A 24,698-nucleotide genomic window follows, 5' to 3' on the forward strand; every position below is an offset into this window, starting at 1 on the left:
AACATCAAGTGTGATGGGTGACAGACACCAAAAATATGTCTGTCGCTCACACAATTGATTCTGTGCTTCAAACGAAAAAAAATGATACTATGTATGATGGGTAAAGGACTTTGCTACATATCGTTTTTATATGTTGCAACAGGAGGAGATAATATGAGTAACGAACAAAATTTTTGGCTTGACTTACCAAAGCCGTTTTTTATATTAGCACCAATGGAAGATGTTACAGATGTTGTATTTCGTCACGTCATTAGTGAAGCTGCAAAACCTGACGTGTTTTTCACGGAATTCACAAATACAGAAAGTTATTGTCACCCTTTAGGAAAAGACAGTGTACGTGGTCGATTAACGTTCACAGAAGATGAGCAACCGATTGTCGCTCATATTTGGGGCAATAAACCTGCATTTTTTGAACAGATGAGTATTGATATGAAAAAACTTGGTTTTCGTGGTATCGATTTAAACATGGGATGCCCAGTACAAAACGTAGCATCCAATGGAAAAGGGGCTGGATTAATACATCATCCTGAAGTTGCAGCAGAAATTATTCAAGCAGCAAAAGCAGGTGGATTGCCGGTTAGTGTTAAAACAAGATTGGGTTACTTTGATATTGACGAGTGGCGCGATTGGTTAGGACATATATTGAAACAAGATATTGCGAATCTTTCCATTCACCTTCGTACAAAAAAAGAGATGAGTAAAGTAGATGCACACTGGGAACTAATCCCTGAAATAAAAAAATTACGCGATGAAATTGCTCCAAATACGTTGATAACCATTAATGGAGATATTCCTGACCGCGCAACAGGATTAAAATTAGTAGAACAATACGGCGTTGATGGAGTCATGATTGGCCGCGGTATTTTCACCAATCCATTTGCTTTTGAAAAAGACGCTAAAGAACATAGCGCGAAGGATTTTCTCAATTTACTTCTTTTACAGTTGGATCTTCACGATAAATATTCAAAAGAAACCGAACCACGTCCATTTAAACCACTTCTTCGCTTTTTCAAAATCTATGTTCGTGGATTTAGAGGCGCAGGCGAACTAAGAAACCAATTAATGGATACCAAGTCAACAGATGAAGTACGTCGTTTAGTAAAAAATGTTTTAGATGAAGTATTAGATTGAGACATACCCACCTGTTCATGTTTAAAAAGACTTGCTGTTAAAACAAGTCTTTTTAAGGAATTATAGTTTTATTCTAAATAGAATTCCAGTTCCGATAACTTCATTATCAAAAATAATGAGAGACCTCCCAAAAGTTCAATGAACTCTTGAAAGGTCTCTCATTTTTGCACTATGTGGTCAAACGGTGTTTCCTCACAAGGAAACTCTTGATGTACAGACTTCTCAGCCTGATTACCGCATGGAGCGAAATCTGCTCCATCGGCGATGAAATCTACCGCTTAAGCGCGGTCGCTCATCATCGAATTACTTCGATAATGATTTCATCACATCATGCCGCCCATTCCACCCATGCCGCCCATATCAGGCATTCCGCCGGCTTTTTCTGGCTCTGGCTTGTCAGCAATGACAGCTTCAGTAGTCAAGAACATAGCTGCTACAGATGCTGCATTTTGCAATGCGGAACGCTGCTTCTGTTGGTATAATCACGTATATTATCTATTTAAAGAATATAGACTACTTCTCGTATTGTTGTTACTATTTTAATTATAAAGTGGTGATGAATTTATGTAAAGTAGTCAAAAAATAGATTTCTATAGCCCGACTTCCTAATAACTGACTCAACAATTTGGTTTTAGTGTTGGCAATTCCTAAGGACTCATCCTAGTTAACTATAATATCGTTCATTTCTTCTTTTTCCACCTCATAAATTTCTAAAAAACTGCACATTATACTTTTCCCTAACTTTTTATAACTTACTTCGTTTAAAGGTTGTAAATGATAATATTCACCCAATAAACTCCTTATCGACTTAACATAATTAGAAAACTTATCATTGCCACCAATATGATTTAGATGTTCCTCTTCATTTCCCGACACATCTGCAAAAGCACTTCTTGTTGCAATAGTATAATTCAGATGATGAATATACATATAGGTATTCGAATCCATTAATACTTTTTCTTTTTCTTTATTCTTTAAAACCCCCTTCATTATACTTGTGTACATGAATTTTTCAGATTCTCCTATTCTTTCTACTGAGTCAAATGAATTATATTGCTCAGCAGTTTCCCTACAAGCTGAATACTCATCTAATATATTCCATGCAATTGATAGAAGTTTATTCTTACTTTCTCGAATAGCTTTATACTCTTCAATTCCAAACTTTCTTATAAAATTCACATGATTCTTTGCATGTACTAATTCATGTGCTAGAGTTTCAGTAAATTTTCTACATTTTTCTTCAGTATATTTATGTACGTACCCGCTGTGACCTATAATTCCCATCTCTTTGGAAGCAATTCGAACTATTATCTGCAACTTATCATTTTCAACGTATGATTGACATTCTCCTAAACCATCAAGGTTGCCCTTAATTTCTATTCTCTTTATATATTCCCCTATATTTGCCGAGTCATATACCCTTCGGGCAGAACTAAAATACTTGTCTTTTTCAAAGACAGTTAACTTACCATCTACGTGTTCATACTTTTCAGGAAAATCAATTATTCTATTTTCTTTCATATAAACTATTTTTTTTTCAAAAGGTATTACAGAGAAATTTTCTAGTTCTTGTTCCTTTTTTTCTTCATTAGAATCTACTTTATTACTGCACTTAGGAAACCCTTTAATTTTTTTTCTGAAAATTTTAAACATCGCAATTCCTCCATCTGCTATATTAGCCTTTAGTTAATCACTTCATCATTCATTATAAAATACTTTTTAGATTATCAACACAAAATTAGACATTTTTTATGATGTTCTATTAAGCACTCATCATACCTTATGTTGGTATGTTTATCTTTATCGTTCCGCTCCAAAATTACTATCGAGTTTCAGGCTGTATGTGTTAAGACCTTCATACAGACCGTGTGAATGAGTTTAAAAACAAACTCATAGACGAGCCTTAGAAATGTTAAGATTAAACGATCTTTGAGTATGAAAGGTTGTCCTTACGACAATTCGGTTGCTGAAGCAACTTTAAAACTCTTCTGTAAAGCAACGCCATTTCGAAATCCTTACAGAACTAACGAGAGAAGTACATGACTATGTACATTGGTTCAACCACATTCGGATTCACGGGACTCTTGGCTACAAAAGTCCTATTGATTACAAGATGGAACACCATAGAAAAGCTGTCTTGTTTAATGTTGACAATCCACATTGTTACTTGCTTGCTATGGATCTTATTAGTTCATTCTACTAATATATTGTATAAACTATTGAATCTACCTTCACGACATTAAAGTCGAAGGAATATTTCATTAAGCTGTCAACATCAACTTACTATGAGTGAATTGGGATGTTTTTTTCTACTTAGAAATACCTTTTAGACCGCCCCCTTCTACGCTATTCGTATTGTAATGTTACTTCGCAAGAAAGAGAACCCATCAGAAACCCTTACCATTTCATCATTGAAGTCCACTATCTTATAGGTCTCATCAATCTCAATGTCTTCACCAACCCATACCTCCACATTCTGCTGAAAATAAATACAATTCTGTAAATCGGCGTCAGATGTAATAATTCTCATTGATCATTACCTCCCTTTCAATTAAAAACGCAAAAAAAGCACCATTCATAAACACAGCTTAAATAGACTGTGATTTGAACGGTGCTTCCGTTTCAATCATTTCGATAGATATAATTTATCTCATATCCTAAAAAATTACAACAACAAAATAATTATCTGCGTTTTTCCTCAACTTATCCCTATTTAGTCTTCCCAGACATCGTTTATTAGCTTCTTTATCTTCTGTTCTCGTAGTTCTGTCTCCGTTAAATCAGTTGTCCATACTCCAGAAACTAATACAACGACATCACCAACTTTGACGGATATATCAACATCAGATTTAAGAATGTCCCTTGTTTGACCATCAATCTCGATAATCACATAATTCCCTTCGAAACTATCAACGATACCCTTCATAGAAAGACCTCCTAATATTACTCACATGCTACTCCATCGCCATCTCGATCTAACTTTCTACTATAACCTGGCTCTCCTTCATAAATAGGGTCAGCCCCTGCATCTCTAACTGCCGTACAGTTTTTGTAGTAAACGTTTGTTGTTTCTTTCTTCTTAGGGGCTTTAACTACTGGAGTTTCTGTCTTAGGTTTTGTCTGTGTTGTTGATGATGAGCTTGATTCACATGCAACTCCGTCACCATCTCGATCTAGCTTAGTGCTATATCCAGCATCACCCTTATGCAATGGAGCCTTTCCTGCTTCCCTCACAGCCGTACAATTAGCGTAGATGACTGCTGATTGCTTTGGCACTTCTGCAACCTTAGGAGTGGCTGAAGGAGCTTCAGTTACCGTTGGTCTAATGGTAGTCTTTGATTCACTTTGTGAAGTTGTAATCTTCTTCCCATCAGATGTAAAGATAATATTTCCCTGTTCATCATTTCGATATATTTTGATCTTTTTGTCAGCTAGTCGTTTCAGAATATTACTTGTTGGATGCCCATAGTTGTTCTCTCCTACTTGAATTACTGCATAGGCAGGATTAACAGCATTTAAGAATGACTGACTTGTGGACGAGTTAGAACCATGATGCCCAACCAATAGCACATCAGATTTTAAATTAGTACCGTTAGCCAGCAAGTCCTTCTCGCTTTTCGCTTCTGCATCACCAGTGAAGAGGAAGGAGTTACTTCCAAATGTAATTTTGATTACAGCACTCATATCATTTGTATCATCATAAGTGTTAACTGGAGCAATCATATTTACAATCAGTTGATCATCAAGCTTGAGATCAATTCCAGCTTTTGCTGTGGTAACTTTCAAGTTTTTATTCGCTATGGAAGTAAGCAAGGATTCAAATGTTTTTGTATTGGAAGAAACCTTTGGCATGTATATGCTACCAATTTCAAATGCATTCACTACAGCATCTAAGCCACCTATATGATCAGCATCAGGATGTGTCCCAATTAGAATATCTACTTTCTTAACGCCTTGCTTTTTAAGGTAATTAACAATACGCTGTTCATCATCATTGTTGCCACCGTCTATGAGCATAGTTTTGCCACTAGGTGTCAGAATCAATTGAGATGCACCTTGTCCAACATCAATATAATGCACTGTGAGAATACCTGTAGGTGTTGATGGAGTCTGTATCGCCTTTTTCTCTTCTTTAGTTGTTACTTCTTTTGGTGTTGTCGATGGTGCCACTACAACTTGTTTATTATCAGTTGTCTTAACACTGTCACCATCTGACTTTTCACTAATAGTTGAAGTGACAACTGCTTTCTCTTTCTGAGAAGCATTGTTTTGAAGAGCAACTGTACTGTTATCTTTATCTACAGGTGCTAGAGTTCCTCCAATAGTAGCTAGTACGAAAAAAGCAATTACTAGAAATAAGCTATTCTTCCTACCTTTTATCCTGAGGAACTTGATACTTCCTTTGATAACTCCTACAATACCTAGAATAATCCCAACCATAGACAATAGTATTAATATTGTTGTAAAAGTCTCCATTATGTATTTCCCCCATTTGTATTAGTTCAATAATCTTATATCTAACTGGATGAATATAGCAATGAATAAAGATCAGATGATGGATTCCCATCGTAAACCATCAACCCTCTTTATTACTAGTTTCCTTCTTTGAGGATGGCACTCACTCTTTAACCTTAACTAGCCCACCATTTCTAATAATCGAACTACCTTTAATCCTCATATTCCTCTATATATTCAAAACCTATAAATTATTTTAATTTTATTCCATACTTGTAAATTAATTCATGGAAATATCTGAGGTGTTCACGTTTCTCGATATCTACTATATTATAACTTCTGTACTCTTTTTAGATTGAACAAAAAAAGGTACCAGTGAAAAGGAAGGAGACAACTATTATGCAAAAGCTATTGCTAGGTAACGTTACAATATCCAAAAGAGCATTAAAAAAATTCGGAACTAAATCAATTGAAGATTGCTTAAAATTACATCAGATGAAGAAATGGGGAGATTCATGTCCACCGAATATTCGTGTCTGGAACAGAGCAAATCTCAAGCACAAGGTTATGTCTATTCATAAGATAGCCTCGGAACACTGTTATATTTACACTGACTTTATCAGATATCAAACAAAAGTCTTTATTCAAGAAGACTATTAAGGAGTAGTGATAGCTTATAATGTTAGACTTTAAACCTCAGAATAAACATCCAATGATTCACTCTAAAAATTTTGGAGAAATAGAAATATTGAACCCACGATCTACTTTGGGCATTTCAATTTGCTCTAATAACAAGGCACGGGTTAACAAATACGTTCGTGATACTGGAAACAAATCCCACCAACTACGCTATGAACTATCTACCAAAGATTGGAGGAACATATTCTTTGAAGACTTCAACATGAGTTGCCCAATAACCCAACTTCCTGCTCCCTTTCACGAGATTCATCTAGGACATTTTATACCTATTCACTGGGGTGTTGGCGGTTCTTTTGTTGGCAACGTATTTCCTATATATGGTCCATTGAACATCTCTATGAGAGATTATAATCCATTAGACTATTTGGAATGGGAAAACCCTGATTTCCCCATCCATCCCGAAGGAGTAGACTTTTTAGTAGATTATCTAGCTAGGTGCAATGGTCTTACAGTAGAAGAATATAAGGACTATGTAAATAGTTGCTACGTAAAATACCGTAAAGGAAGATATTAGTACCCCTCTTTACCAGCCACACGAATTATCGTGGCTGTTCAGCACAAGTGTAGAATATAATGAAATAAACTCAACAGATATCCCTAGCTTTCTGGAAAATTGAAGCTATTGCTCTATAGTTAATACCACCAAAACGCCTTACATAGATTCAACCTATCGTATCTAAGTTCAAAGTAGCATGTGACCCCATAAGAAATACCTTACATATAAACACAAAACCACTCCATAATATAGAGTGGCTTACTAAATGAAACTTCTCTTTCATTCAACTAGCTTGTTCCGTTGGCTCAATCATTAAAATGCTTCAACTTAACATGTTTCGCAAAATCATGCAATTCAGGCTGATATACTTCGTAACCATCAAAAGCGAACGGGTTGATATACTTAGCCAATTGAATGTGTCCCTGAATCCGATTCTCAGAAATCCCTCTTGGCAAATGAGGAGCTTTTGTTATGTGATGTTTAGCCATCCTGAAATTGTCCGAAAATCTGATTTTAAATTTATTAACTTTCTTTTTTCAAATTACGAACTACTTTATTCACAACATTCTCTATATCTGTTTTTTCAAATTCATCCATAACTAGATTCTTAATCAGTTCTTTGGTTTCTGGGCTATTTGCAAATTCCCTTGATATTTTTTCTCCTACTGCATCGGCAATCTCTTTAAACTCCTTATCTTGCATTCTCTTTGACTTTAATCCTATTAAACTTATCGCAATTCCTAAACCCGATAATGTTAACATATCGTTAATTGATGTTAGTTCATTAACGGAGAAGATTCTAGAAAGGTCTAAATAAGGAATCACAATTAAAGAAATTGCAGATAATGCAACAAGTGCTGAATGTAGTAATGAAATAAGAAAAAGAAGAATCTTATCTTTCTTCAAAGTTTCTGTTCCATATTCCTCTAAGTTCTCTAAGTTATCGTATTTTTCAGAAATAAACTGTGTAAAATCTGAGAGAATTAGAAGGAAAGCCGTTAATGTAAATGCTAGTAACGAGTCAGAAACAAGCTTATATAAAGGAGTTAACCTAACAACTCCAAGAATAATGAATCCTACTCCCAAAAAATTTATTAATGTATTACTAGTTCTAAATTTGAGTAACAATCTTAATTTCCCCTTAATCTCTTTTTTATTTAAGCTAAAATTCACATAACTCCTAATCTACGAAATCACATATACCTCTTAAATGGTAGGACAGGCGAGTTCGTGTAATCACCCTATGTAGAATGATAGACGAAGCTATTCAACATCCTCTGCCCCATAGTCATCCGATCTAATGGACTCTGATGCGACGGATATATTTGTTCTGACACGAGTGTAGATTTCCTAGCGAACATAATCATACCATATATTGTAATTGTACTCCTTGATTAAGTTTCACCCTCATCGTATCGTTAAATTTCATTATTGAGTCGCTGGCTGTATGTGCTATGCCCTTATCAGTATTACGATAACTCTGTTTAAGTGAAAACTATCCCCCACCCATTCCTATGTATCAAATGAATCACCCTTCACAGGTGACTAGTCCTTAAATATACGATCTACTGCTTTCTGTTTATCTTCCTCGAATGGCATACTGCATCTTAAAAGGAACATTGCTTGTGATAACATTGTTCACTCTACCAAAAATCAGCCGCTTTACCGAACTCATCCACATCAGGACGCACCTTATCAATCTTCGACGCATCCAAAACAGAATGAATAAAATTATCTCCTGCCTTAAACTTCGTCACATCAACTGTGAATTGAAATACTCGAAATTCCCCTGACATTAATCCAATTGTTACGTTCTTTGCACCTTTAATGTCACCTTGTTGTAAGAAATCATATGTTTGTATAATAATACGTTGTGTCGCTGTTCCGACTGCCATATTTTCATTTACAAATACAACCAGATCAATATTTTCTGTAATGTCTCTAGAATCCGTCACCTCAACCTTCTCCGCATAGACAAAAACAGATGTGTTAATCTCTGGCTTTATATCAGCTACTTCTTCCTCTACAGGTACTTCAGGAGTAATAGTAGTTTCAACTTGAATCTCTGGCACAACTTCAGATACAACTTCTGGAATTGGTTCTGGTTTAACTTCTGGTGTAATCTTAGCTGTCTCTTGTGTCGAAGTCGTATTGGCTGGTGCTGATTCATTATCAGAGCAACCTTGCAACAGTAGTAGTGAGACAGAAATAGCAGAAACAAAAATGACACTTGATTTTTTCATAAACTTTAAGCACCTCTGATGTTATATTTTGTGATAATTGTTAATTTCGACATTCTTTATTCTAAATCCTTGTATTGAGGTTCTGGATATCGTTTAAATACACCTATTTCACCAACATCAATAGCCTGATCCCGAAGATGTACCAGAGATTACTCATTCAATATCAAATAAAAGCTATTATGTACAAGTAAGACTATCCTCTCAATACTTTATAAGTCGAGCGACTGTAGTGCCTAGTCCCCTTCAGAAGTTAATACTTATCTCCGAAAGTGATTACCACCTCCCCTACCTGTCAGCATATACTCCCTTGCCATACACTGATAAAGTATTAAAACCTTAAATCAAAAACCATTCATAATATAAATTATGTTTACTTTCATATTTCCTAATGCTAGAATCAGAATACAAAACCATACATAACTTATTAATAAAGTGGCTAATTGGAAGTAAACATAATTTATGGAGGATTGAAATATGAACTTAATCGAAGGATTTACCGAACAGCTTCGAGAAGAAGAACGATCACAGAATACCATCTACAACTACCTATTAGTTATCAAAGACTTCTTTAAATGGTTTGAAGGCACATACGATAAAGAACCAACCATTCTGTATGCACAAAACGTCAAGGACTATGTTCAGTTCCTACAAACGGTCAAACGTCGAGTACCGACAGCGAAAACAATCAATGCTAAGATCGCCTCTCTACAAAAATACAATGTGTACCTTGTGTCAATTGGTGTACAAACTGATATAGTCGTTACCCAGAGTCACCGACGAAAGGTACAGCAACAATTTGCTTCCCCTGCTAAATTCACCGAGAAAGATGTTAATAAATTCATGCTAGTTGTGATTGAGAAAGGCAACTCTAGGAACCTCGCCCTTGTTACATTGCTAGCGTATACTGGTTGTCGCATTAGCGAAGCACTTAATATTATTATTGATAAGGACTTATATCTTTCTTCTAATGAATTGGTCATTCGGGAGGGCAAAGGTGATAAGGAAAGAACCGTTTTGTTGAATGACAAAGTGGTCGATGCTATTAAGGAATACTTGAAGATCAGGCAGGAACACAAACATGCGGATAGTCCATATCTGTTTGTGTCTAATAAAAGGGAACGAATGAGCCGTATTACCGCTAATGATGTGTTTACCCAATACAGTCAGAAGGCTGGATTTGAACACGTCCTTTCACCACATGATCTGCGTCATTACTTCTGCTCCAATGCCCTTGAGAATGGCTTTGATGTTCATGAAGTGGCAAACATAGTTGGGCATAGCAACATTCACACTACGCTTTTATACACCAATCCCACACGCAAGAAGATGCTCGACAAACTAAATAAGTTATAAGAACAGTAAAAAAACATAAGGACACTAAGTCTTGTGTTTTTTACTTTTTAGACATATAAAATAAGCCAGAACCTTAGATAAGGCTCTGACTATCTCCTTCCAAATATGCATCACCTAACTATATTGAATAGCTATACATATGAGCCCCGTAAATCCGACACTTCAACTATTGATGATACATAAAGTTCATTATGTCCCATAAGGTGTACTCAAAATTGGGATTATACTCATGACCATATTCGACAAAATTTCCCTTTATTCACCTAGTAATATATAATGTGTTTTGGTAGTAATTTGTTTATGAACTTATAGTTAGATGATAATTTATTATTCAAAAATACATTTACAAGGGGACTTTTTATGAACTGGGAAATGACAGACGAAGATTATGAGATTATAAAAAAAAATCTTAACAAACAATTAAATGAAGATCAGGTTTCACCAATTCACATTCATCAATTATTTGAAACTTTGGATAATCCTGATTCCACTGAAGAGGATTATAATAGTATCGGATTAAGAATATGTAGTAGTTTATTCAACCCGAATAACACAAATTTTTATCTTGATAATTCTGATAAAAATATTATTAAGTCCATAAAAAAGGAGATACATAAGGTTATCTGTAAAAATAATGATGATTATTCGAAAGATAGAAGTACCTTCGTCCAAAACTTTAATAGCGCTATTCTTATTGTGTCAACTACAATTGCTGCAAAGTTTGGTGATGGTACGGAATCAGTTTTTATTACTGGAATAGTTTCCTCCGCTTTACTCTTTGTATTCAAATTCGGAAAAAACATTTGGTGTGAATATAATAACGATTTTTCTAAGGAAAACAATTAATGAGAGACATACTAGCACAATATAGTTTTGTTAACTTTACTCATATCGAATCTAATCAACATCATTCCGATTCCAACGAAATCATTCTTCAAAGTATACATGAATTTTCTCACATGTACTTAACACGGGGCACAAGCTTCGGAGCGTTTAATTTTTTGATTGAACAAGTAAAAAATCATTGTATAAACAACCTCCAAATCCAAAATATGCACCGATTAAATTTATTATCAAGACGATTAGTTGAAGCGTCAGATATAGTTCATGAATGTTTGTCATACTATTCACAGTTCGTTGCTATAAAGTATAACAAACCCGATCAATTTAAAGATAAGTTAGAGGATTTAAAAAGGAAAAATGCTTATACGGCTCAAAAAGTTTACACCATAACAGAGTTCTTAGAATCAGAAAATTGGCAAGAAATATTTAATTCAACATTAATAAACCGTATTGCTAGGCTTGCTATGAATATAAAAAGCCAACTTCTCTTTAGTGAAAATTTACTCAATGAAGAGTATTTGGTTCAATCATTATTAATTGAGCAAAGCTTAGACTTCAACCCCAATACTCGTTTTCCTAAATTAGTTAGTTCATTAAAAAAATTATTGCAAAGTTCCCCTGTAGAATCAATAACAGATGAGATGTTATTGGCTGAAGCCAACTTAATATCTAACGAATGCAATAAAGCTAATCTATTGGAATTTTTCAACTTTGCAAAGAGTCAATTCATTAAGTATAGCTACCCCATTAATCCAGTCGATTCTGTAATTGAAAATACCATAAATAATACCCAAGAAATAATTGATAATATCGATGACATCTCTGAGGAAGAGAGATTGGAAATATTTGATCTTATTAGACCAGCAGTAATTAATACAAACTATGAACATATTTTTTTATCATCATTGGATGATATGAAGGATATAAAGGGAATATTTAGTTCGTTTTGGATTATTGTCACTGATAATCTTTACAATATAATGTTTGATGACATAGCATTAGGAAAGCGTTACTTTTTTATAACTGATAAGAAGGGTTGCATTTCAACATTAGCAAGATACGATCTACCTGTAACTGTGTTTACAGAAGACTATGAAGAACTTCTGAGAAGGTTCCCCGAACTTATTCAAAGGGAGATATTTATATATAATGATCAACCTTATTTAAGTAGTAAAGAATTTATAACAAGCCATCTATCTGCACAACATGAAATAATGTTTTACCAATTAAATAACGATATTTTTGTTGTTTTTATTAAGCTAAAAGATAATTCTATTATTACGATGTTACATACTAAATATTCACTTAAATTAATAATCGGTGATATTCAAAATAAGTTGTATAAATATATTAACACTGACGGTGTAATTGATGGTGTATTTTGGAAACATGATAGAGACTGGTGGAAGTATGAAGATATAATCAAATCATTTACACAGACTCAAATATTTAGCCAAGACTTAGATATTCCACCTTTAGGTAATAGAATAAATTTAGAAATTTAGAAGTTTTAAACTGTAGCAGACATACCGATAATAAGCCTTTGCAATTATGCTAGGCTTATTTCACCTTATTCAAAGTAGCCTCATCATACTTTATTTCCTAATAGTGATTTCTAAACTCCGTCTTACTATTTAAGAGTTATTGTCATGATCACTAATCAACCAAACTGGATAAATATAATTCTCCATAAAGATTGCTAGGCGTTATTAATGATCAAATAATTCGTTTATCACTTTTGCAACTAATCTTAATACACGTTGATCATGTCCGAAGTTACTTTGTGAAGATGGATGAAAGGCAGAATTACGTAATTCTCTCAAAGCTTTATATTGCAATTCTTGGTCTGATTTTAATATCCCTTGTTCTATAAGATTTCTTATTTTCGTGTTGAGGTTTAATTGACGTGTACCTTTCTTGTCATAATTAGTACCCATTATCTCATTATGTTTATATGATATTGCACACTCAAACGCTTTATATGATTGCTCGTTTGCTATCGTAAAAAATGCCCAACAAAGAAAGCCGTATACATGTAACGCTAAAGAAACCTCAAAAAGTGACTTCACTTCATCAGGAACACTCGTATTCAAAGAAATATCTTTGACTGAATCAATATAGGTCTGCTCGGTCAAAGCTTCTATCATCCCTGATGCTGTATTTAGCTTTCCAAGTGCCTTAACCTGTTCACATGGAAGATAATAATTCTCTTTTGTTATTATTTTCAATTTCAATATCACCCTTCAATAATCCAACTATTTTTAACGATTAATTCCACTTATCAATATTCAATAAATACCTACCAACCTCTACTCTCTTCATAAATAAAACCACAATTCTATCTAAGGTAAGAGCATATGCTATTGTCGTGCTACGATAACGCGTTAACGTAAATTGTTAATGACTCATTGATATTCTCTCTTGTTTGCAGATAAAAAGTTCAATGTTCTTATCGTGAAGCGTGACATCATTGGCTCTTCTTTACACTTCCATCCGAAAAGTCTATTGAAATATTTGTGATAACTATTAGATGTTTCATAGGATTGTCATGACGGTGAGTCAACTCTTTATCAAATGGCTCGTTAAGGATTTAATCAGTAGAGATAAAAATGAAGGAATTTGGATAAATTTGTCGAATTAATGTCTGATGATAATCAATACTATGGTTGTTCTCTTAGAATTGGGTGAGAATCCTAGAGTATTGGTTTAGGAGTATTTAATTCAATTAATTACTTTAACATCACTTTCATGGAGGACAAAATAATGGAACAAAAACATATCTACATTTTTCTAGCCGTAGTTATCGTTGCAAGTTTACTACAATTTATTAGTATTGGATTCTTAGGCAATAGCATTGCTAGCAATACTCCTGTGCTTGGAGAATTGCTTACATTTATTGATTATCTTTATTTTACTAACTATCTTAAAAACGGATTAGATATGAGCAACATGGTTCCGTTTGGGCTTAGGGCTGTAAGCTTAGTTGCAACTGCGTACACTGTAATTATACTATATGACATTGGGTTTTATAAATTAAATGAATTGTTTAATGATTCAAAAGAATTTGCTCCTATAATAAAAGGAATCACTATTATAGCTGCGATTGTTATCCATTACTTCATATATTATTTTCTTCATACCATATTTATTGGAATTTTATTTCCACTCTACCATAAAATTGAGGAAATCAATAAAATGATTCCAACAATTGGGGTATAATTTAAACATCATTTTGGAAATTAAAATTAACGTGACACATTAGTTCAGTAACCGACACCAATTTGTATCTTTCAGATACTTTTGAATTACCTCATACATATCTGTATCGAAACTCAAGACTCCAACCTTCTTTGATTATCAAGTATCTCATTTTACAGACCATTCACATGTTCATTAATATCTCCGAAACCAAGATTTTCAATAGTGATCAGATAAGTATATGTTATAAATCGTTATTGCTAACCACAATTGCTGGTCTAAGCTTATCTATATCTACAACCTAAACTTCTTACACTTACACTTCACCTATCTTTTAATCGATCCAACGCTTCATTGTAATTGTTAAATAGGAAGTCTAGTCCTTTGTTAAATTCCTCTTGTTCTTCATTTAATAGCTTAACTGCATATTGTTTTAACTTGTTTAACTTTGATTCTGGTAGCTTTTCAATAATCACTTGAAACTCAGCGTTTGACACCACCATTTTTGAACCTCCATTCTCACTAATTAGGGGTACGAAACACTACTCTAACTTAGCATTGTCAATGGTATATCTCGTATTATAAAAGGCTTCATTACTTTATTATTCCCTATAAATGAAGAAGCGAATCCCTCTCCACCATAGTTACTGATGGTATCTAGGGTAGTGTCTATCCCTAACACAAATATGTACTCCTATAACTTCAACCCTTAATTACTGCTTAGCGTTTAAACTTTGAATCCCTTTCACTATGATTTCTATTTCCTCTTTCTTGTCCACATTGAAATACTCGTTAACGTGCTCTATCGCTTTCAAAACGAAATACATGCTAGAGAAAAGTATTCTCGGATATGGCTCTGTATAATGCCCATAATTAAAAGCAACTAACTCACCTTCTTCTATAATAAGGTATGCCTTCTCTAATGTATCAAAAGAGGAATGAACATATCCGCTTAAGTAACGATATGCTAATTGATAATCCATATTCATACCCGATCGTATTGCTAATTCCTCAGTTTTAAAAGTCCTTATTTTTCCATCCTTGAAAAAGGGAGATAATTCATCTTTTAATTCATCCCTTTTAGTAGCATCAATCTTCGCTACTTCAAACACATTCTCGTTTCGTTTATCAAGTAGTACGTTATAAAGCGAATATTTATTTGCCTTATCATTTCTTACAAATTCATCAAAAAACTTTTCATCTATCACTAATAGACGTATAGGTATCACACTTTCCAACATAGAACGTACAAGAATATCAGCTTCGACTGATAAGCCCTTTTTAAGTAACAAAATAATAGATTGAAAATGATTCGATATCTTTGTAACTAGCATATGAATGAGTATTTCCTTATGCTGATCTCCATCGACTTGAATACTTTGTCTTATTTCATTTACTAATCTGTTTACATCATAGGCTAAATTAAACCAAGGAGCGTAATCTTCAAGGGCTTCCTCCATTAATGAGTCAGCTTCAATTCCGAGAAAGCCTTCGCATTCAAAATCCATAACATCACCTTAACTTCCTAAATAAGTTAATATAACTATACCATGCTCTTGATGCTTCATTGCAAACTTCAAATTGCTGTGCTTCTTAAAAACGATTGTACACTCTCCAGACAACGTTCATAACCAAACTAAACAACATGGAGCATAGATGCTAGCGTGCAGTTATGTACTTTACTTGAGATCAAGTTATTATCCTCTTCAACCTCTACCCTACGCCTTAACTCTTAATACTTCTCCATTTTTGAACCCAGTGTACGTTTTGAGGGTTAATAGGTATTTATATTAATTAGCACTTCCAAAGGTCTACCAAAGCACTTCCCTCAGCACTACCTCTACCTACAACCCTCAACCAGCTAACTAAGCAACATAGGCAAAACTATCAAACTGCTTTCTTGACAACAGCTTTCTTAATTGAGACTGAGTGTAGTAATGATTAAAACATGCAACGATACCAGAACTACAATCATCATCTGAAGTAGTGAATGTACTATTCATCACGCATGTTTGTGGTTTCATTTCATCAACCAATTTAATATCACTATCATTAGAATCTAATGAGTCAGTTAATTCATTAACATTCTCCAATACTAATGTCATTCGATATAAATTAGGTTTCTTCCTATGAGTTCCACTCTGCACTCGATTCCGTTCTACGATTTCAATTACTCCAATCTCAGCAAGTTTGTTCATATTCCTTTCAACGGTACTCTCCACAAGACCTGTTGCTTCTGTCATTTGCTTAAGCGTCATGAAGAACACTCCATCACCTCTCGCAAATCGTTTTGCATGAACCAGCATAGAGTAGGTTAAAAGCTTATAATTCTTCATTTTGCAACGTTCAATTATTGCATCAACTTCGCCCTTGCTCACAAAGACTTCCTTCTGTTTCGGAACTATTGTTGAATCGTTCAAGTAAATATAGCTGACAATTTCCTGAATGTCTCTAAAGCATTCATTCTCATCGCTTCTGTAGAATGCTTTATTCTGTTTATTCATCCAATCAATCAGCATCTGCTCTGTCAATTCTCTGTCATTACCCAGATACTTTAAATACAATCCTATCTTAAATAAAGAATTATGCCTTGTTCCAGAAATCTGTAATCCATTCTTCAGTAACTCAATTGCACTGTCTATAATAGAATCTTCCGTATTAAAGTAGATAGGTAAATCTCTGTGTTCAGTAAGAATTTCTTCAGTGTCTATAATGTCAGTTTCAGCAGGTTTATTATTGCTTACCACAAATTCATGAACATCATCATTACGTTCGAGAATATTATGAATTATAGTGCTACTAATTTTCTTGATTTCGAGTAAATAAGTTCCACTATTTTCTAAATTCATAACTGCTAGTCCTGTCTCAACTTCACAATAGCCGCAAAAGTTGCCACTAACCTGATGAATACCAAGTGGAAGTTTAACGCCTTGCTTATCGGTAGGTCTAAATTCAACTTCGCCTTTTTCACATTTTTGAATATCTGCTTCCTTCAAGACAAACTGATAGAACCTTTTAGCTGTAACAAGATCAATTAATTCATTAAAGAAGATTTCAATATGATACCCTTTGTTGCCGCTGAAGCTTATATAGTGATTGTGCACCCCGATACTATCCAATACATGTGAAATGCGGTAGGTCTGCCATCTAGCATACTCAAGGTCTTTATAATCAACATCAAAACAAAGAAATTTGCTGTAAGCTACACCACTAAATACACCAACTGTATGTTTCTGTTCCAAATGACGTTCCATTATGTATGGTAGAAGTTGTGGCATTCCTTTATTCCCATCTCCTGAAACCTTTTTGCTGTTGACTGTACTGTATTTACCATTGCAATCTTGAACTAAATACTTCTTGGTTTGAACTATGTACAAATCATACAATCTATTAATCACATTATCTTTTCTATCCCCTTTTTCCCCTTGATACATCTAAATCCTCTCCTGTCGTATGATAATAAAGAGCATCCACATTAAGTAGATGCTCTAATAATTTTTAATTTTGCTTGATATGAATACTTTCATTTTTTTGCATCCATTTTCATAAATCTTCATGAGAAATATAGCTATTCACAATAACAACTCATTTGAGAAGCTTGTTTAGTCTAATTCCGCTTGATACATATTCTATTTGATATCCCAATTTCGAATCTACTTCTTCATCCGTTTCAAGATCGTATTTTACGTATCTGGTATTCACCACTACACGATACTTGGGACTCTCAGTATCCTTCACATCGCCATTCTGAGACTGTACCAATAGTTTCAAACCATTGCCCAATGTAACTATGCTTCCACTGTCCAAATGCTTTAGTGTCGATGCTGGCACGTTGAACATCGTTTTAACTAACTTCTTTGCATCAGCGACACTTGGGAAATTGTGTTCCTTAATACCAGTACCTTCAAGGATACATATCTGGACAGGCTTCACATTTGCTGTATAACTGTTAACTCCAAATGGCGACACCTTCAGATTCTTGAGTACATAGTTACCATTACTATCAATTCGATCTAGAGTTGGACGATCAGACATATCCTTAGTGACTAAGAATATATCCGTTTGTGCTATCCAATCTGAGTTAATTGTAGGATCATTCTGTAGAGTCTTCACGAACACGTCTACGCTTGGGTATTCACAGAGAATACCACTATATCCCGACTTATGATAATTAGGTTGACCACGACCGAAAGCCTTAATACATGACTCCTTTAGTAAATAAAGATACGGATCGTCCTCAAACTTCTTTAATCTCCACTCTCTTGTGTAATTTGTTCTACATTTCTTGCAGTACGAGTACAACCCATCTTTGTTCTTTTTCTCTTGGTTAAACTCTGTAGTTGGTAACATTTCTTTGCATTTCAAACACTTTTTAGTTTTAATTCCCATAATTATCATTCTCCTTAAGTATATTTTTAGAATTGGTATAAATATTTTCTTTGTAACGTTCTTTCTGATAATTTCATAACATTTTCATAAAATTGCATGACAAAAAGTCTATCCAAACTTAGCTGTAAGGTTCAAGCCAACGACAATTGCACTAGAAAAGTCTACCGTTCCCGAATACTGCGTTCGTCCATTCATATTAATGACATCAGAACTTACGGTTATATCAGAATAACCATATCTTCCAGAACTTATATAAGCACTACTATTGAAGTATATTGTCTTATCATTCCCTCCACTTGGGTCACCTATATGAAGATTATTCCCTACAGTAATATCTGTTCCCACATTAATGGTCGTTCCTGATTCAATTGTTCCCCCAATAATTTTCCCACCTGTAATAACTCCACCACTGATATTCGGTGACTCAATGGATGTTGAAGTTATTCTAGTATTTTGAATGTAGCTTGGCAAAGTTGGAATATAAGGCTTATCAGGTACTTGATCCCAATAAATTACTGCATTTCTTCCCATATGTACATTCCTGCCAACTTCTAATGGTTCAATGGAATTAACTGATATCCTATTCCCAACCAAGGCATTTACTCCGCCAATTTTAAACTCCTTCGCATCTATTGAACCATCCATAACCAAGTTCCCTGAATTAACATCATAGTAAAACTTATCAACCCAATTACCGTTAACATTCTTTTGGAACTTGAGTCCATCTGTAGCATTGAATACTGCTTTTGTTTGGTTGTCACTTCTTGTTACGACTAATCCATTGGTTGTATCTAGTTGAACTGCATCATTCTCATATTTGGCATATCTAATTGGACGTGAATCAATAATTTTTGATTGGTATTCTATAATTTGATCCTTATCAAGGAAATAGTGTGTCAGTCTACCGCCTATCGTTTCACTTGAATGCGTTTCATAAACAGTTTTAAATAATGCATGATTATCTAGTTTTCCATTCAATGACTCTACAAGCTTGTTGGTATTTTCACCTATAACGCCCATGCTCATTGTAATAGTTGATTTTTCACCTTCAATACGTGTGATGTTGTCTGGATTGCTAGAAGAAATGTTATAAATCACAGGAGTTGTGCCTTCCACTTTTGCAATGACAAATTCAGCATGAAGTGTATCACCCAAATCAATATTCGCATTCTTATCAAAAAGTTTCACATGCTTATTTGTAAGCAGTTGTAGCTTTTTCATGCTTCTGTTATCCGTTTGAAGGTATTCGTCCAATACAAGTCTTGTTATTGATTCACTACCACTTCGAAAGACAACCATGTCGTCAATCTTTATGATCTTCTGGCACTCTCCAAGAGCGTACTTCTTTCCACCAATACCAATTGATGTTCTACTATCTCCCGCAATGAAGATTCTGTCTTGTTCCAATATAATTACGCATAAACTCATACCACTTCACCGTCCATTTCTTTGTTATGTTCATCAATAAACTGCATATACTTAACCAGTTTATCGTAACTCAATCCACTGTGAGCGTTTTCAAAGTTGCTGACCTGAGAAACGCTACAACCCATATACTTTGCCAACTCCTTGAATCTAATTTTCTTCTTAAACCTCAAAATACGGTACTTTTCACGAATTTCCATAATTAATAACTCCCTTCGATTCTTATTTTTCCAACGCAAAATAAGAGGATTTCCATCCCCTCAACTGGATAAAATCAAAATAACGTACAAAAGACGTCCCAGAGTTAGGAACGGTCTTTTCTGTAATATTTCAACTATACTTATATTATACCAAAATTTAGATTACTTGTCAAGTTCAGGGATGTTTCCGTGATATTCATAGTGTTTTATTAAGAAAACCCGCTTCTTCATTCTAACAATTGACCTATGAATAGCTATCGAATGTAGATAAAATATAATCCTTGCAGAAACGTTTGTAACCGATTCTTCGACATTGGCTAACACAAGTTAGGTCACTGCAAGTAAACCGCAGACAGGGACTCTGATGTGGTCTGAGTTGTATACTAGCACAGCACCTAGAAGCTGATTAGCACTCCACTCAGGTTGTATGTGTGACAAATGACAGCTATCACGTACATCAAGTATTCCAGAAAGCGTACGAAATCATAAAAATTAGGTACAAAGACCGCGAAAAACACAATAATAGATAATAATGGTAGATACTTAATCAATTTATTAGTAGAATGAACATGCACAAAATCAAAGCCCATACTAGGAAAATTGATTCTATGTGGAGTTAAAAAAGACAGAAGGGGATATGAACCGTGAAGAAATTTCCATTGTTTAGCTTTAGTTTGTTAGTTGCTTGTAGTGTCGCTTTAGGAGGGTGCGGAACCGAGACAACGCCAGTCTCAACATCTAATGTAAGCCAAAAGGAATTGAACTACAAAATCGTTGTCGATGAAAAGTTCAAAAATACTGAACAACGTGAGATTAGAGTTACTACAGAAGAGACCGACTTTGAAGGTATCACTCAAGAAATTCAAAGCAAGTATAAAGATCAAAGCCTCGATTCTCTACATTTATATATACATGCACCTGATGTTAAAGACAACTTCGGAGTGCTGAAGGCACACTCATTCATAGCTTATACACAAAAGGGTGCAGTACAGGCTGGTTTAACGGAAAAAGATTCTTATAAAGTTGAAGTGGAAGCTGATGTCTCTACAGATACGTCAACAACTAATAATAAGGATGACCAAACTAGCAAGGAATGGCAAGATTCCTTCAAAGAGATAGCAGTTTCTCAAGCAGGGACATATGTTGAACTTACTGAAAAAAAAGGGGCATTGCCAGCTGATAGAATCGAAGAATATTCAAAGGTAGTTATACAACAAGCCAATAAAATCGTGGACTCCTCAGTGAAGGATGAATTAACAGAGTTAAGCAATTTAATAAAAGAAGATAAACTTGAAGAAGTAAAATCTTTTCTAAAAAAGCTAGAATAGCTGAACGACTAGAAATAACAGCCCTTAATTTCTTACTCTTAAGGGCTGTTATTCATTGTATAAGATATCCTCTTCTTAATTAGCTACAGAGACTGTCTTTTAAGTGGTCTAATGTGATTTTTAAGTATTAATGAGATAGTACGGCTCCATCATGTCTATAAACTCATTTAGAAAGCATAGTATATTCAATATGTTACATTTGCTCGTTCATCTTTCGAACCGCTTAGATATTTAAAGAATTTAATGGATTATATTTATCATTTTGCTCTCTTAATTCATTCCCCCACATGGCAACATACCTCATCGTGACTACAATGTTTTGGTGTCTCATTAGCTTTTGAATTGCAAAAGCACTCATTCCAGACATAGCAAGCCGATGACAAAATGTATGTCGAAAAGTGTGAGCAGACACTCTAACATCTTTAAAATTCATTTTTTGTCCAAGATATTTAAAAACTAACATCAACGCATTTTCAGTCATTTGATTATTATCCCTTTTCACAAAAACATAGTCACTTAAATCTCCCCAATGCTGCTTACAAAAGATTTGATAAGCTGCTAATTCCTTAGATAACTTATCAGTTATCGGAAGGGTATCTTTCCTCCTACTTTTCCCGAAAACTGCAATAGTTTGATTGACGAAATCAATATCAGACCACTGAAGACTTATGATTTCACCTCTTCTAATTCCCGTTCCAAGAATAGTGACTATCATCATATAATCCCGATAAGCAACATAGCTTTTATCTCGTTGCTTTATACGTCTGTAGAAGTTCAGCATCTGTCGTATTTGTTCATCAGTGAAAACATTAATCTTAACATCTTCTTTTTGCATTTTAACTCGTTTAGCAGGGTTTTTCGTTATGACTTCACATTCCACCATATAGTTCAAGAAGGCTCTAATTCGCATGATTTTAGTATTGATTGAACCTGCTTTATTACCTCGTTCTTGACATTCCATAAGATGTTGACGCACATGGTTATAAGTAATGTCTTCTACACTTACAACCTCATGCTGAATACAATACTCCACAAATGCACCGAGCATGGTTTGATAGTTCCTAATGTTCTTCTCTGTCGTGTTCTTGAACCGTCTGTCATCTAGAAAATCCTGATAAGCAAATTTTAATAACATAAAAAAGACTACCTCCTGTTTTTAGGAAGTAGTCTATACTTTAGAAAATAGTTTTTTACGTGACCAGTTCTCAAACTGAGCGAAAAATAGCCTTAACTATTTCTCAAATGCAACAAGGGTTTTATCCCTTATCACATCATGCCGCCCATTCCACCCATGCCGCCCATATCAGGCATTCCACCGGCTTTTTCTGGTTCTGGCTTATCAGCGATTACTGCTTCAGTAGTCAAGAACATAGCTGCTACAGATGCTGCATTTTGCAATGCGGAACGAGTTACTTTAGCAGGATCAACGATCCCAGCTTCGAACATGTTCACCCATTCGTCAGTAGCCGCATTGTAACCAATACCGATAACTTCTTTTTTCAAGCGTTCCACAATAACTGAACCCTCTTGACCAGCATTAGCTGCGATCGTGCGGATCGGTTCTTCAAGAGCGCGCAATACAATGTTCACGCCTGTTCTTTCGTCGCCTGTTACATCTACAGCATTTACTGCATTGTATACGTTCACGAGCGCAGTACCCCCACCGGATACGATACCTTCTTCAACCGCAGCGCGAGTTGCATTCAGGGCATCTTCGATGCGTAGTTTGCGTTCTTTCAATTCTGTTTCTGTTGCTGCTCCAACTTTAATTACGGCTACGCCGCCTGAAAGTTTAGCAAGACGTTCTTGCAATTTCTCTTTGTCGAATTCAGAAGTTGTATCTTCCAATTGAGCGCGAATTTGATTCACACGAGCATCGATATCCGCTTTGTTGCCGTTACCGTCAACGATAATTGTGTTCTCTTTCGTTACACGTACTTGACGTGCAGTACCCAATTGTTCAACTGTTGCTGATTTCAGATCAAGACCGAGTTCTTCGGTAATCAGTTGTCCACCAGTCAATGCAGCGATATCTTGAAGCATAGCTTTACGACGGTCGCCAAATCCTGGTGCTTTAACAGCAACAGCGTTGAACGTACCACGCAATTTGTTAACAACTAGCATAGCTAGTGCTTCGCCTTCGATATCTTCGGAGATCAACACAAGAGGTCTAGCTTGTTGTACAACTTTTTCAAGCAAAGGTAGAATTTCTTGTGTGTTCGTAATTTTCTTATCTGTAATTAGGATGTATGGATTCTCAAGTACAGCTTCCATTTTGTCCGTATCTGTAATCATGTATGGGGAAATGTATCCACGATCGAATTGCATACCTTCTACAACTTCTAGTTCAGTAGCGAATCCACGGGATTCTTCTACAGTGATAACACCGTCATTACCTACTTTTTCCATAGCTTCAGCGATCAATTCGCCAACCTCATCATCAGCAGCAGAGATTGATGCTACTTGTGCGATGGATTGTTTACCTTCGATTGGCTTAGCAATGTTCTTCAATTCGATTACAGCAGCTTTAACTGCCTTCTCGATCCCTTTACGGATAACCATTGGGTTAGCACCCGCAGTTACGTTCTTAAGACCTTCGCGAATCATCGCTTGAGCAAGTACAGTAGCAGTAGTAGTACCGTCACCGGCTACATCATTAGTCTTCGTAGCTACTTCTTTAACAAGCTGTGCGCCCATATTCTCAAAAGCATCTTCTAGTTCGATTTCTTTAGCAATGGTAACACCATCGTTAGTAATGAGGGGACTACCGAATTTCTTCTCTAGAACAACGTTACGACCTTTAGGTCCTAGTGTTACTTTTACTGCATTTGCCAAAGCATCTACCCCGCGTAGCATAGAGCGACGAGCGTCTTCACTAAATCTAATATCTTTTGCCATGGTGATGTATTCCTCCTTATGGATTATATATTACATGTGT

Annotated in this window: 25 protein-coding genes and 1 pseudogene; 9 read left to right on the plus strand and 17 right to left on the minus strand. The window is 35.1% G+C overall.

The window, feature by feature from the left end; all coding sequences use genetic code 11:
• Nucleotides 1-153: 153 nt before the first annotated feature.
• Nucleotides 154-1,131, plus strand: coding sequence for a tRNA dihydrouridine synthase (locus UB51_RS17620; protein ID WP_044878417.1), 978 nt, complete (start codon nucleotides 154-156; stop codon nucleotides 1,129-1,131).
• A 323-nt stretch (nucleotides 1,132-1,454) separates the two neighbouring features.
• On the opposite strand, the gene UB51_RS29330 is transcribed toward UB51_RS17620, so the two are convergent.
• Together UB51_RS29330 and UB51_RS17625 are read right to left on the minus strand one after the other, a co-directional pair.
• Nucleotides 1,455-1,586 (minus strand): hypothetical protein, encoded by a 132-nt coding sequence (locus tag UB51_RS29330; RefSeq protein ID WP_267884708.1) that lies wholly within the window; start codon nucleotides 1,584-1,586, stop codon nucleotides 1,455-1,457.
• Between the two features lie 205 nt (nucleotides 1,587-1,791).
• Nucleotides 1,792-2,784 (minus strand): hypothetical protein, encoded by a 993-nt coding sequence (locus UB51_RS17625; RefSeq protein WP_044878418.1) that lies wholly within the window; start codon nucleotides 2,782-2,784, stop codon nucleotides 1,792-1,794.
• A gap of 352 nt (nucleotides 2,785-3,136) precedes the next feature.
• Between UB51_RS17625 and UB51_RS29795 the strand changes: the two are divergent.
• Nucleotides 3,137-3,334, plus strand: a pseudogene (locus UB51_RS29795) (IS3 family transposase); the annotation flags it as partial.
• Nucleotides 3,335-3,472: 138 nt separating this feature from the next.
• On the opposite strand, the gene UB51_RS17630 reads toward UB51_RS29795, so the two are convergent.
• The 3 genes from UB51_RS17630 to UB51_RS26585 all read right to left on the minus strand — a co-directional run bounded on the left by UB51_RS17630 (nucleotide 3,473) and on the right by UB51_RS26585 (nucleotide 5,607).
• Complete coding sequence (locus tag UB51_RS17630; RefSeq protein ID WP_044878419.1) at nucleotides 3,473-3,661, minus strand: hypothetical protein; 189 nt, start codon at nucleotides 3,659-3,661, stop codon at nucleotides 3,473-3,475.
• Nucleotides 3,662-3,844: 183 nt separating this feature from the next.
• Nucleotides 3,845-4,057, minus strand: a complete 213-nt coding sequence (locus UB51_RS17635) for a DUF3006 family protein (RefSeq protein ID WP_044878420.1) — start codon at nucleotides 4,055-4,057, stop codon at nucleotides 3,845-3,847.
• Between the two features lie 17 nt (nucleotides 4,058-4,074).
• Nucleotides 4,075-5,607 carry an excalibur calcium-binding domain-containing protein gene (locus UB51_RS26585; RefSeq protein ID WP_052675997.1) on the minus strand — a complete coding sequence of 511 codons (1,533 nt, stop codon included), beginning with the start codon at nucleotides 5,605-5,607 and terminating at the stop codon, nucleotides 4,075-4,077.
• Nucleotides 5,608-5,985: 378 nt separating this feature from the next.
• On the opposite strand from UB51_RS26585, the gene UB51_RS17645 reads away from it, so the two are divergent.
• Together UB51_RS17645 and UB51_RS17650 are read left to right on the plus strand one after the other, a co-directional pair.
• Entirely contained in the window at nucleotides 5,986-6,246 is a 261-nt protein-coding gene (locus tag UB51_RS17645; protein WP_044878421.1) for a hypothetical protein, read from the plus strand.
• 19 nt (nucleotides 6,247-6,265) lie between these two features.
• Nucleotides 6,266-6,799: a hypothetical protein gene (locus UB51_RS17650; RefSeq protein ID WP_044878422.1), complete on the plus strand. Its 534-nt coding sequence runs from the start codon at nucleotides 6,266-6,268 to the stop codon at nucleotides 6,797-6,799.
• Nucleotides 6,800-7,086: 287 nt separating this feature from the next.
• Here the strand turns inward: UB51_RS17650 and UB51_RS17655 are convergent, their stop codons facing one another.
• The 3 genes from UB51_RS17655 to UB51_RS17665 all read right to left on the minus strand — a co-directional run bounded on the left by UB51_RS17655 (nucleotide 7,087) and on the right by UB51_RS17665 (nucleotide 9,024).
• The gene (locus UB51_RS17655) at nucleotides 7,087-7,269 is read right to left on the minus strand and encodes a hypothetical protein (protein WP_044878423.1); all 183 of its coding nucleotides are present in this window, start codon (nucleotides 7,267-7,269) and stop codon (nucleotides 7,087-7,089) included.
• A gap of 34 nt (nucleotides 7,270-7,303) precedes the next feature.
• Nucleotides 7,304-7,954 carry a hypothetical protein gene (locus UB51_RS17660; protein ID WP_144407033.1) on the minus strand — a complete coding sequence of 217 codons (651 nt, stop codon included), beginning with the start codon at nucleotides 7,952-7,954 and terminating at the stop codon, nucleotides 7,304-7,306.
• A gap of 470 nt (nucleotides 7,955-8,424) precedes the next feature.
• Nucleotides 8,425-9,024, minus strand: coding sequence for a hypothetical protein (locus tag UB51_RS17665; protein ID WP_044878425.1), 600 nt, complete (start codon nucleotides 9,022-9,024; stop codon nucleotides 8,425-8,427).
• Between the two features lie 474 nt (nucleotides 9,025-9,498).
• On the opposite strand from UB51_RS17665, the gene UB51_RS17670 reads away from it, so the two are divergent.
• The 3 genes from UB51_RS17670 (at nucleotide 9,499) to UB51_RS17680 (ending at nucleotide 12,725) form a co-directional block, all read left to right on the plus strand.
• On the plus strand, nucleotides 9,499-10,377 hold the full coding sequence (locus UB51_RS17670) for a tyrosine-type recombinase/integrase (RefSeq protein ID WP_044878426.1): 879 nt from the start codon (nucleotides 9,499-9,501) through the stop codon (nucleotides 10,375-10,377).
• A 360-nt stretch (nucleotides 10,378-10,737) separates the two neighbouring features.
• Entirely contained in the window at nucleotides 10,738-11,223 is a 486-nt protein-coding gene (locus UB51_RS17675) for a hypothetical protein (protein ID WP_044878427.1), read from the plus strand.
• A gap of 155 nt (nucleotides 11,224-11,378) precedes the next feature.
• Nucleotides 11,379-12,725: a hypothetical protein gene (locus UB51_RS17680; protein WP_144407034.1), complete on the plus strand. Its 1,347-nt coding sequence runs from the start codon at nucleotides 11,379-11,381 to the stop codon at nucleotides 12,723-12,725.
• A 204-nt stretch (nucleotides 12,726-12,929) separates the two neighbouring features.
• Here the strand turns inward: UB51_RS17680 and UB51_RS17685 are convergent, their stop codons facing one another.
• Entirely contained in the window at nucleotides 12,930-13,448 is a 519-nt protein-coding gene (locus UB51_RS17685) for a hypothetical protein (protein ID WP_144407035.1), read from the minus strand.
• Nucleotides 13,449-13,983: 535 nt separating this feature from the next.
• On the opposite strand from UB51_RS17685, the gene UB51_RS17690 reads away from it, so the two are divergent.
• Nucleotides 13,984-14,439 carry a hypothetical protein gene (locus UB51_RS17690; protein WP_044878430.1) on the plus strand — a complete coding sequence of 152 codons (456 nt, stop codon included), beginning with the start codon at nucleotides 13,984-13,986 and terminating at the stop codon, nucleotides 14,437-14,439.
• 302 nt (nucleotides 14,440-14,741) lie between these two features.
• On the opposite strand, the gene UB51_RS17695 is transcribed toward UB51_RS17690, so the two are convergent.
• The 6 genes from UB51_RS17695 to UB51_RS17720 form a co-directional block, all read right to left on the minus strand.
• Entirely contained in the window at nucleotides 14,742-14,921 is a 180-nt protein-coding gene (locus UB51_RS17695) for a hypothetical protein (RefSeq protein ID WP_044878431.1), read from the minus strand.
• 210 nt (nucleotides 14,922-15,131) lie between these two features.
• Nucleotides 15,132-15,926: a DUF5677 domain-containing protein gene (locus tag UB51_RS17700; RefSeq protein WP_044878432.1), complete on the minus strand. Its 795-nt coding sequence runs from the start codon at nucleotides 15,924-15,926 to the stop codon at nucleotides 15,132-15,134.
• A 357-nt stretch (nucleotides 15,927-16,283) separates the two neighbouring features.
• Nucleotides 16,284-17,852 (minus strand): TOTE conflict system archaeo-eukaryotic primase domain-containing protein, encoded by a 1,569-nt coding sequence (locus UB51_RS17705; protein WP_044878433.1) that lies wholly within the window; start codon nucleotides 17,850-17,852, stop codon nucleotides 16,284-16,286.
• 151 nt (nucleotides 17,853-18,003) lie between these two features.
• On the minus strand, nucleotides 18,004-18,807 hold the full coding sequence (locus UB51_RS28575) for a hypothetical protein (protein WP_044878434.1): 804 nt from the start codon (nucleotides 18,805-18,807) through the stop codon (nucleotides 18,004-18,006).
• A 108-nt stretch (nucleotides 18,808-18,915) separates the two neighbouring features.
• Complete coding sequence (locus tag UB51_RS17715) at nucleotides 18,916-20,214, minus strand: hypothetical protein (protein WP_144407036.1); 1,299 nt, start codon at nucleotides 20,212-20,214, stop codon at nucleotides 18,916-18,918.
• Nucleotides 20,215-20,231: 17 nt separating this feature from the next.
• The gene (locus UB51_RS17720) at nucleotides 20,232-20,432 is read right to left on the minus strand and encodes a helix-turn-helix domain-containing protein (protein WP_044878436.1); all 201 of its coding nucleotides are present in this window, start codon (nucleotides 20,430-20,432) and stop codon (nucleotides 20,232-20,234) included.
• 644 nt (nucleotides 20,433-21,076) lie between these two features.
• On the opposite strand from UB51_RS17720, the gene UB51_RS17725 reads away from it, so the two are divergent.
• Nucleotides 21,077-21,760: a hypothetical protein gene (locus tag UB51_RS17725; protein ID WP_044878437.1), complete on the plus strand. Its 684-nt coding sequence runs from the start codon at nucleotides 21,077-21,079 to the stop codon at nucleotides 21,758-21,760.
• Between the two features lie 223 nt (nucleotides 21,761-21,983).
• On the opposite strand, the gene UB51_RS17730 is transcribed toward UB51_RS17725, so the two are convergent.
• Nucleotides 21,984-22,895 carry a tyrosine-type recombinase/integrase gene (locus tag UB51_RS17730; RefSeq protein ID WP_044878438.1) on the minus strand — a complete coding sequence of 304 codons (912 nt, stop codon included), beginning with the start codon at nucleotides 22,893-22,895 and terminating at the stop codon, nucleotides 21,984-21,986.
• 131 nt (nucleotides 22,896-23,026) lie between these two features.
• The gene (gene groL / locus UB51_RS17735) at nucleotides 23,027-24,658 is read right to left on the minus strand and encodes a chaperonin GroEL (RefSeq protein ID WP_044878439.1); all 1,632 of its coding nucleotides are present in this window, start codon (nucleotides 24,656-24,658) and stop codon (nucleotides 23,027-23,029) included.
• Nucleotides 24,659-24,698: the final 40 nt, after the last annotated feature.

This window comes from Paenibacillus sp. IHBB 10380 (assembly GCF_000949425.1).
GTDB lineage: Bacteria > Bacillota > Bacilli > Paenibacillales > Paenibacillaceae > Paenibacillus_AQ.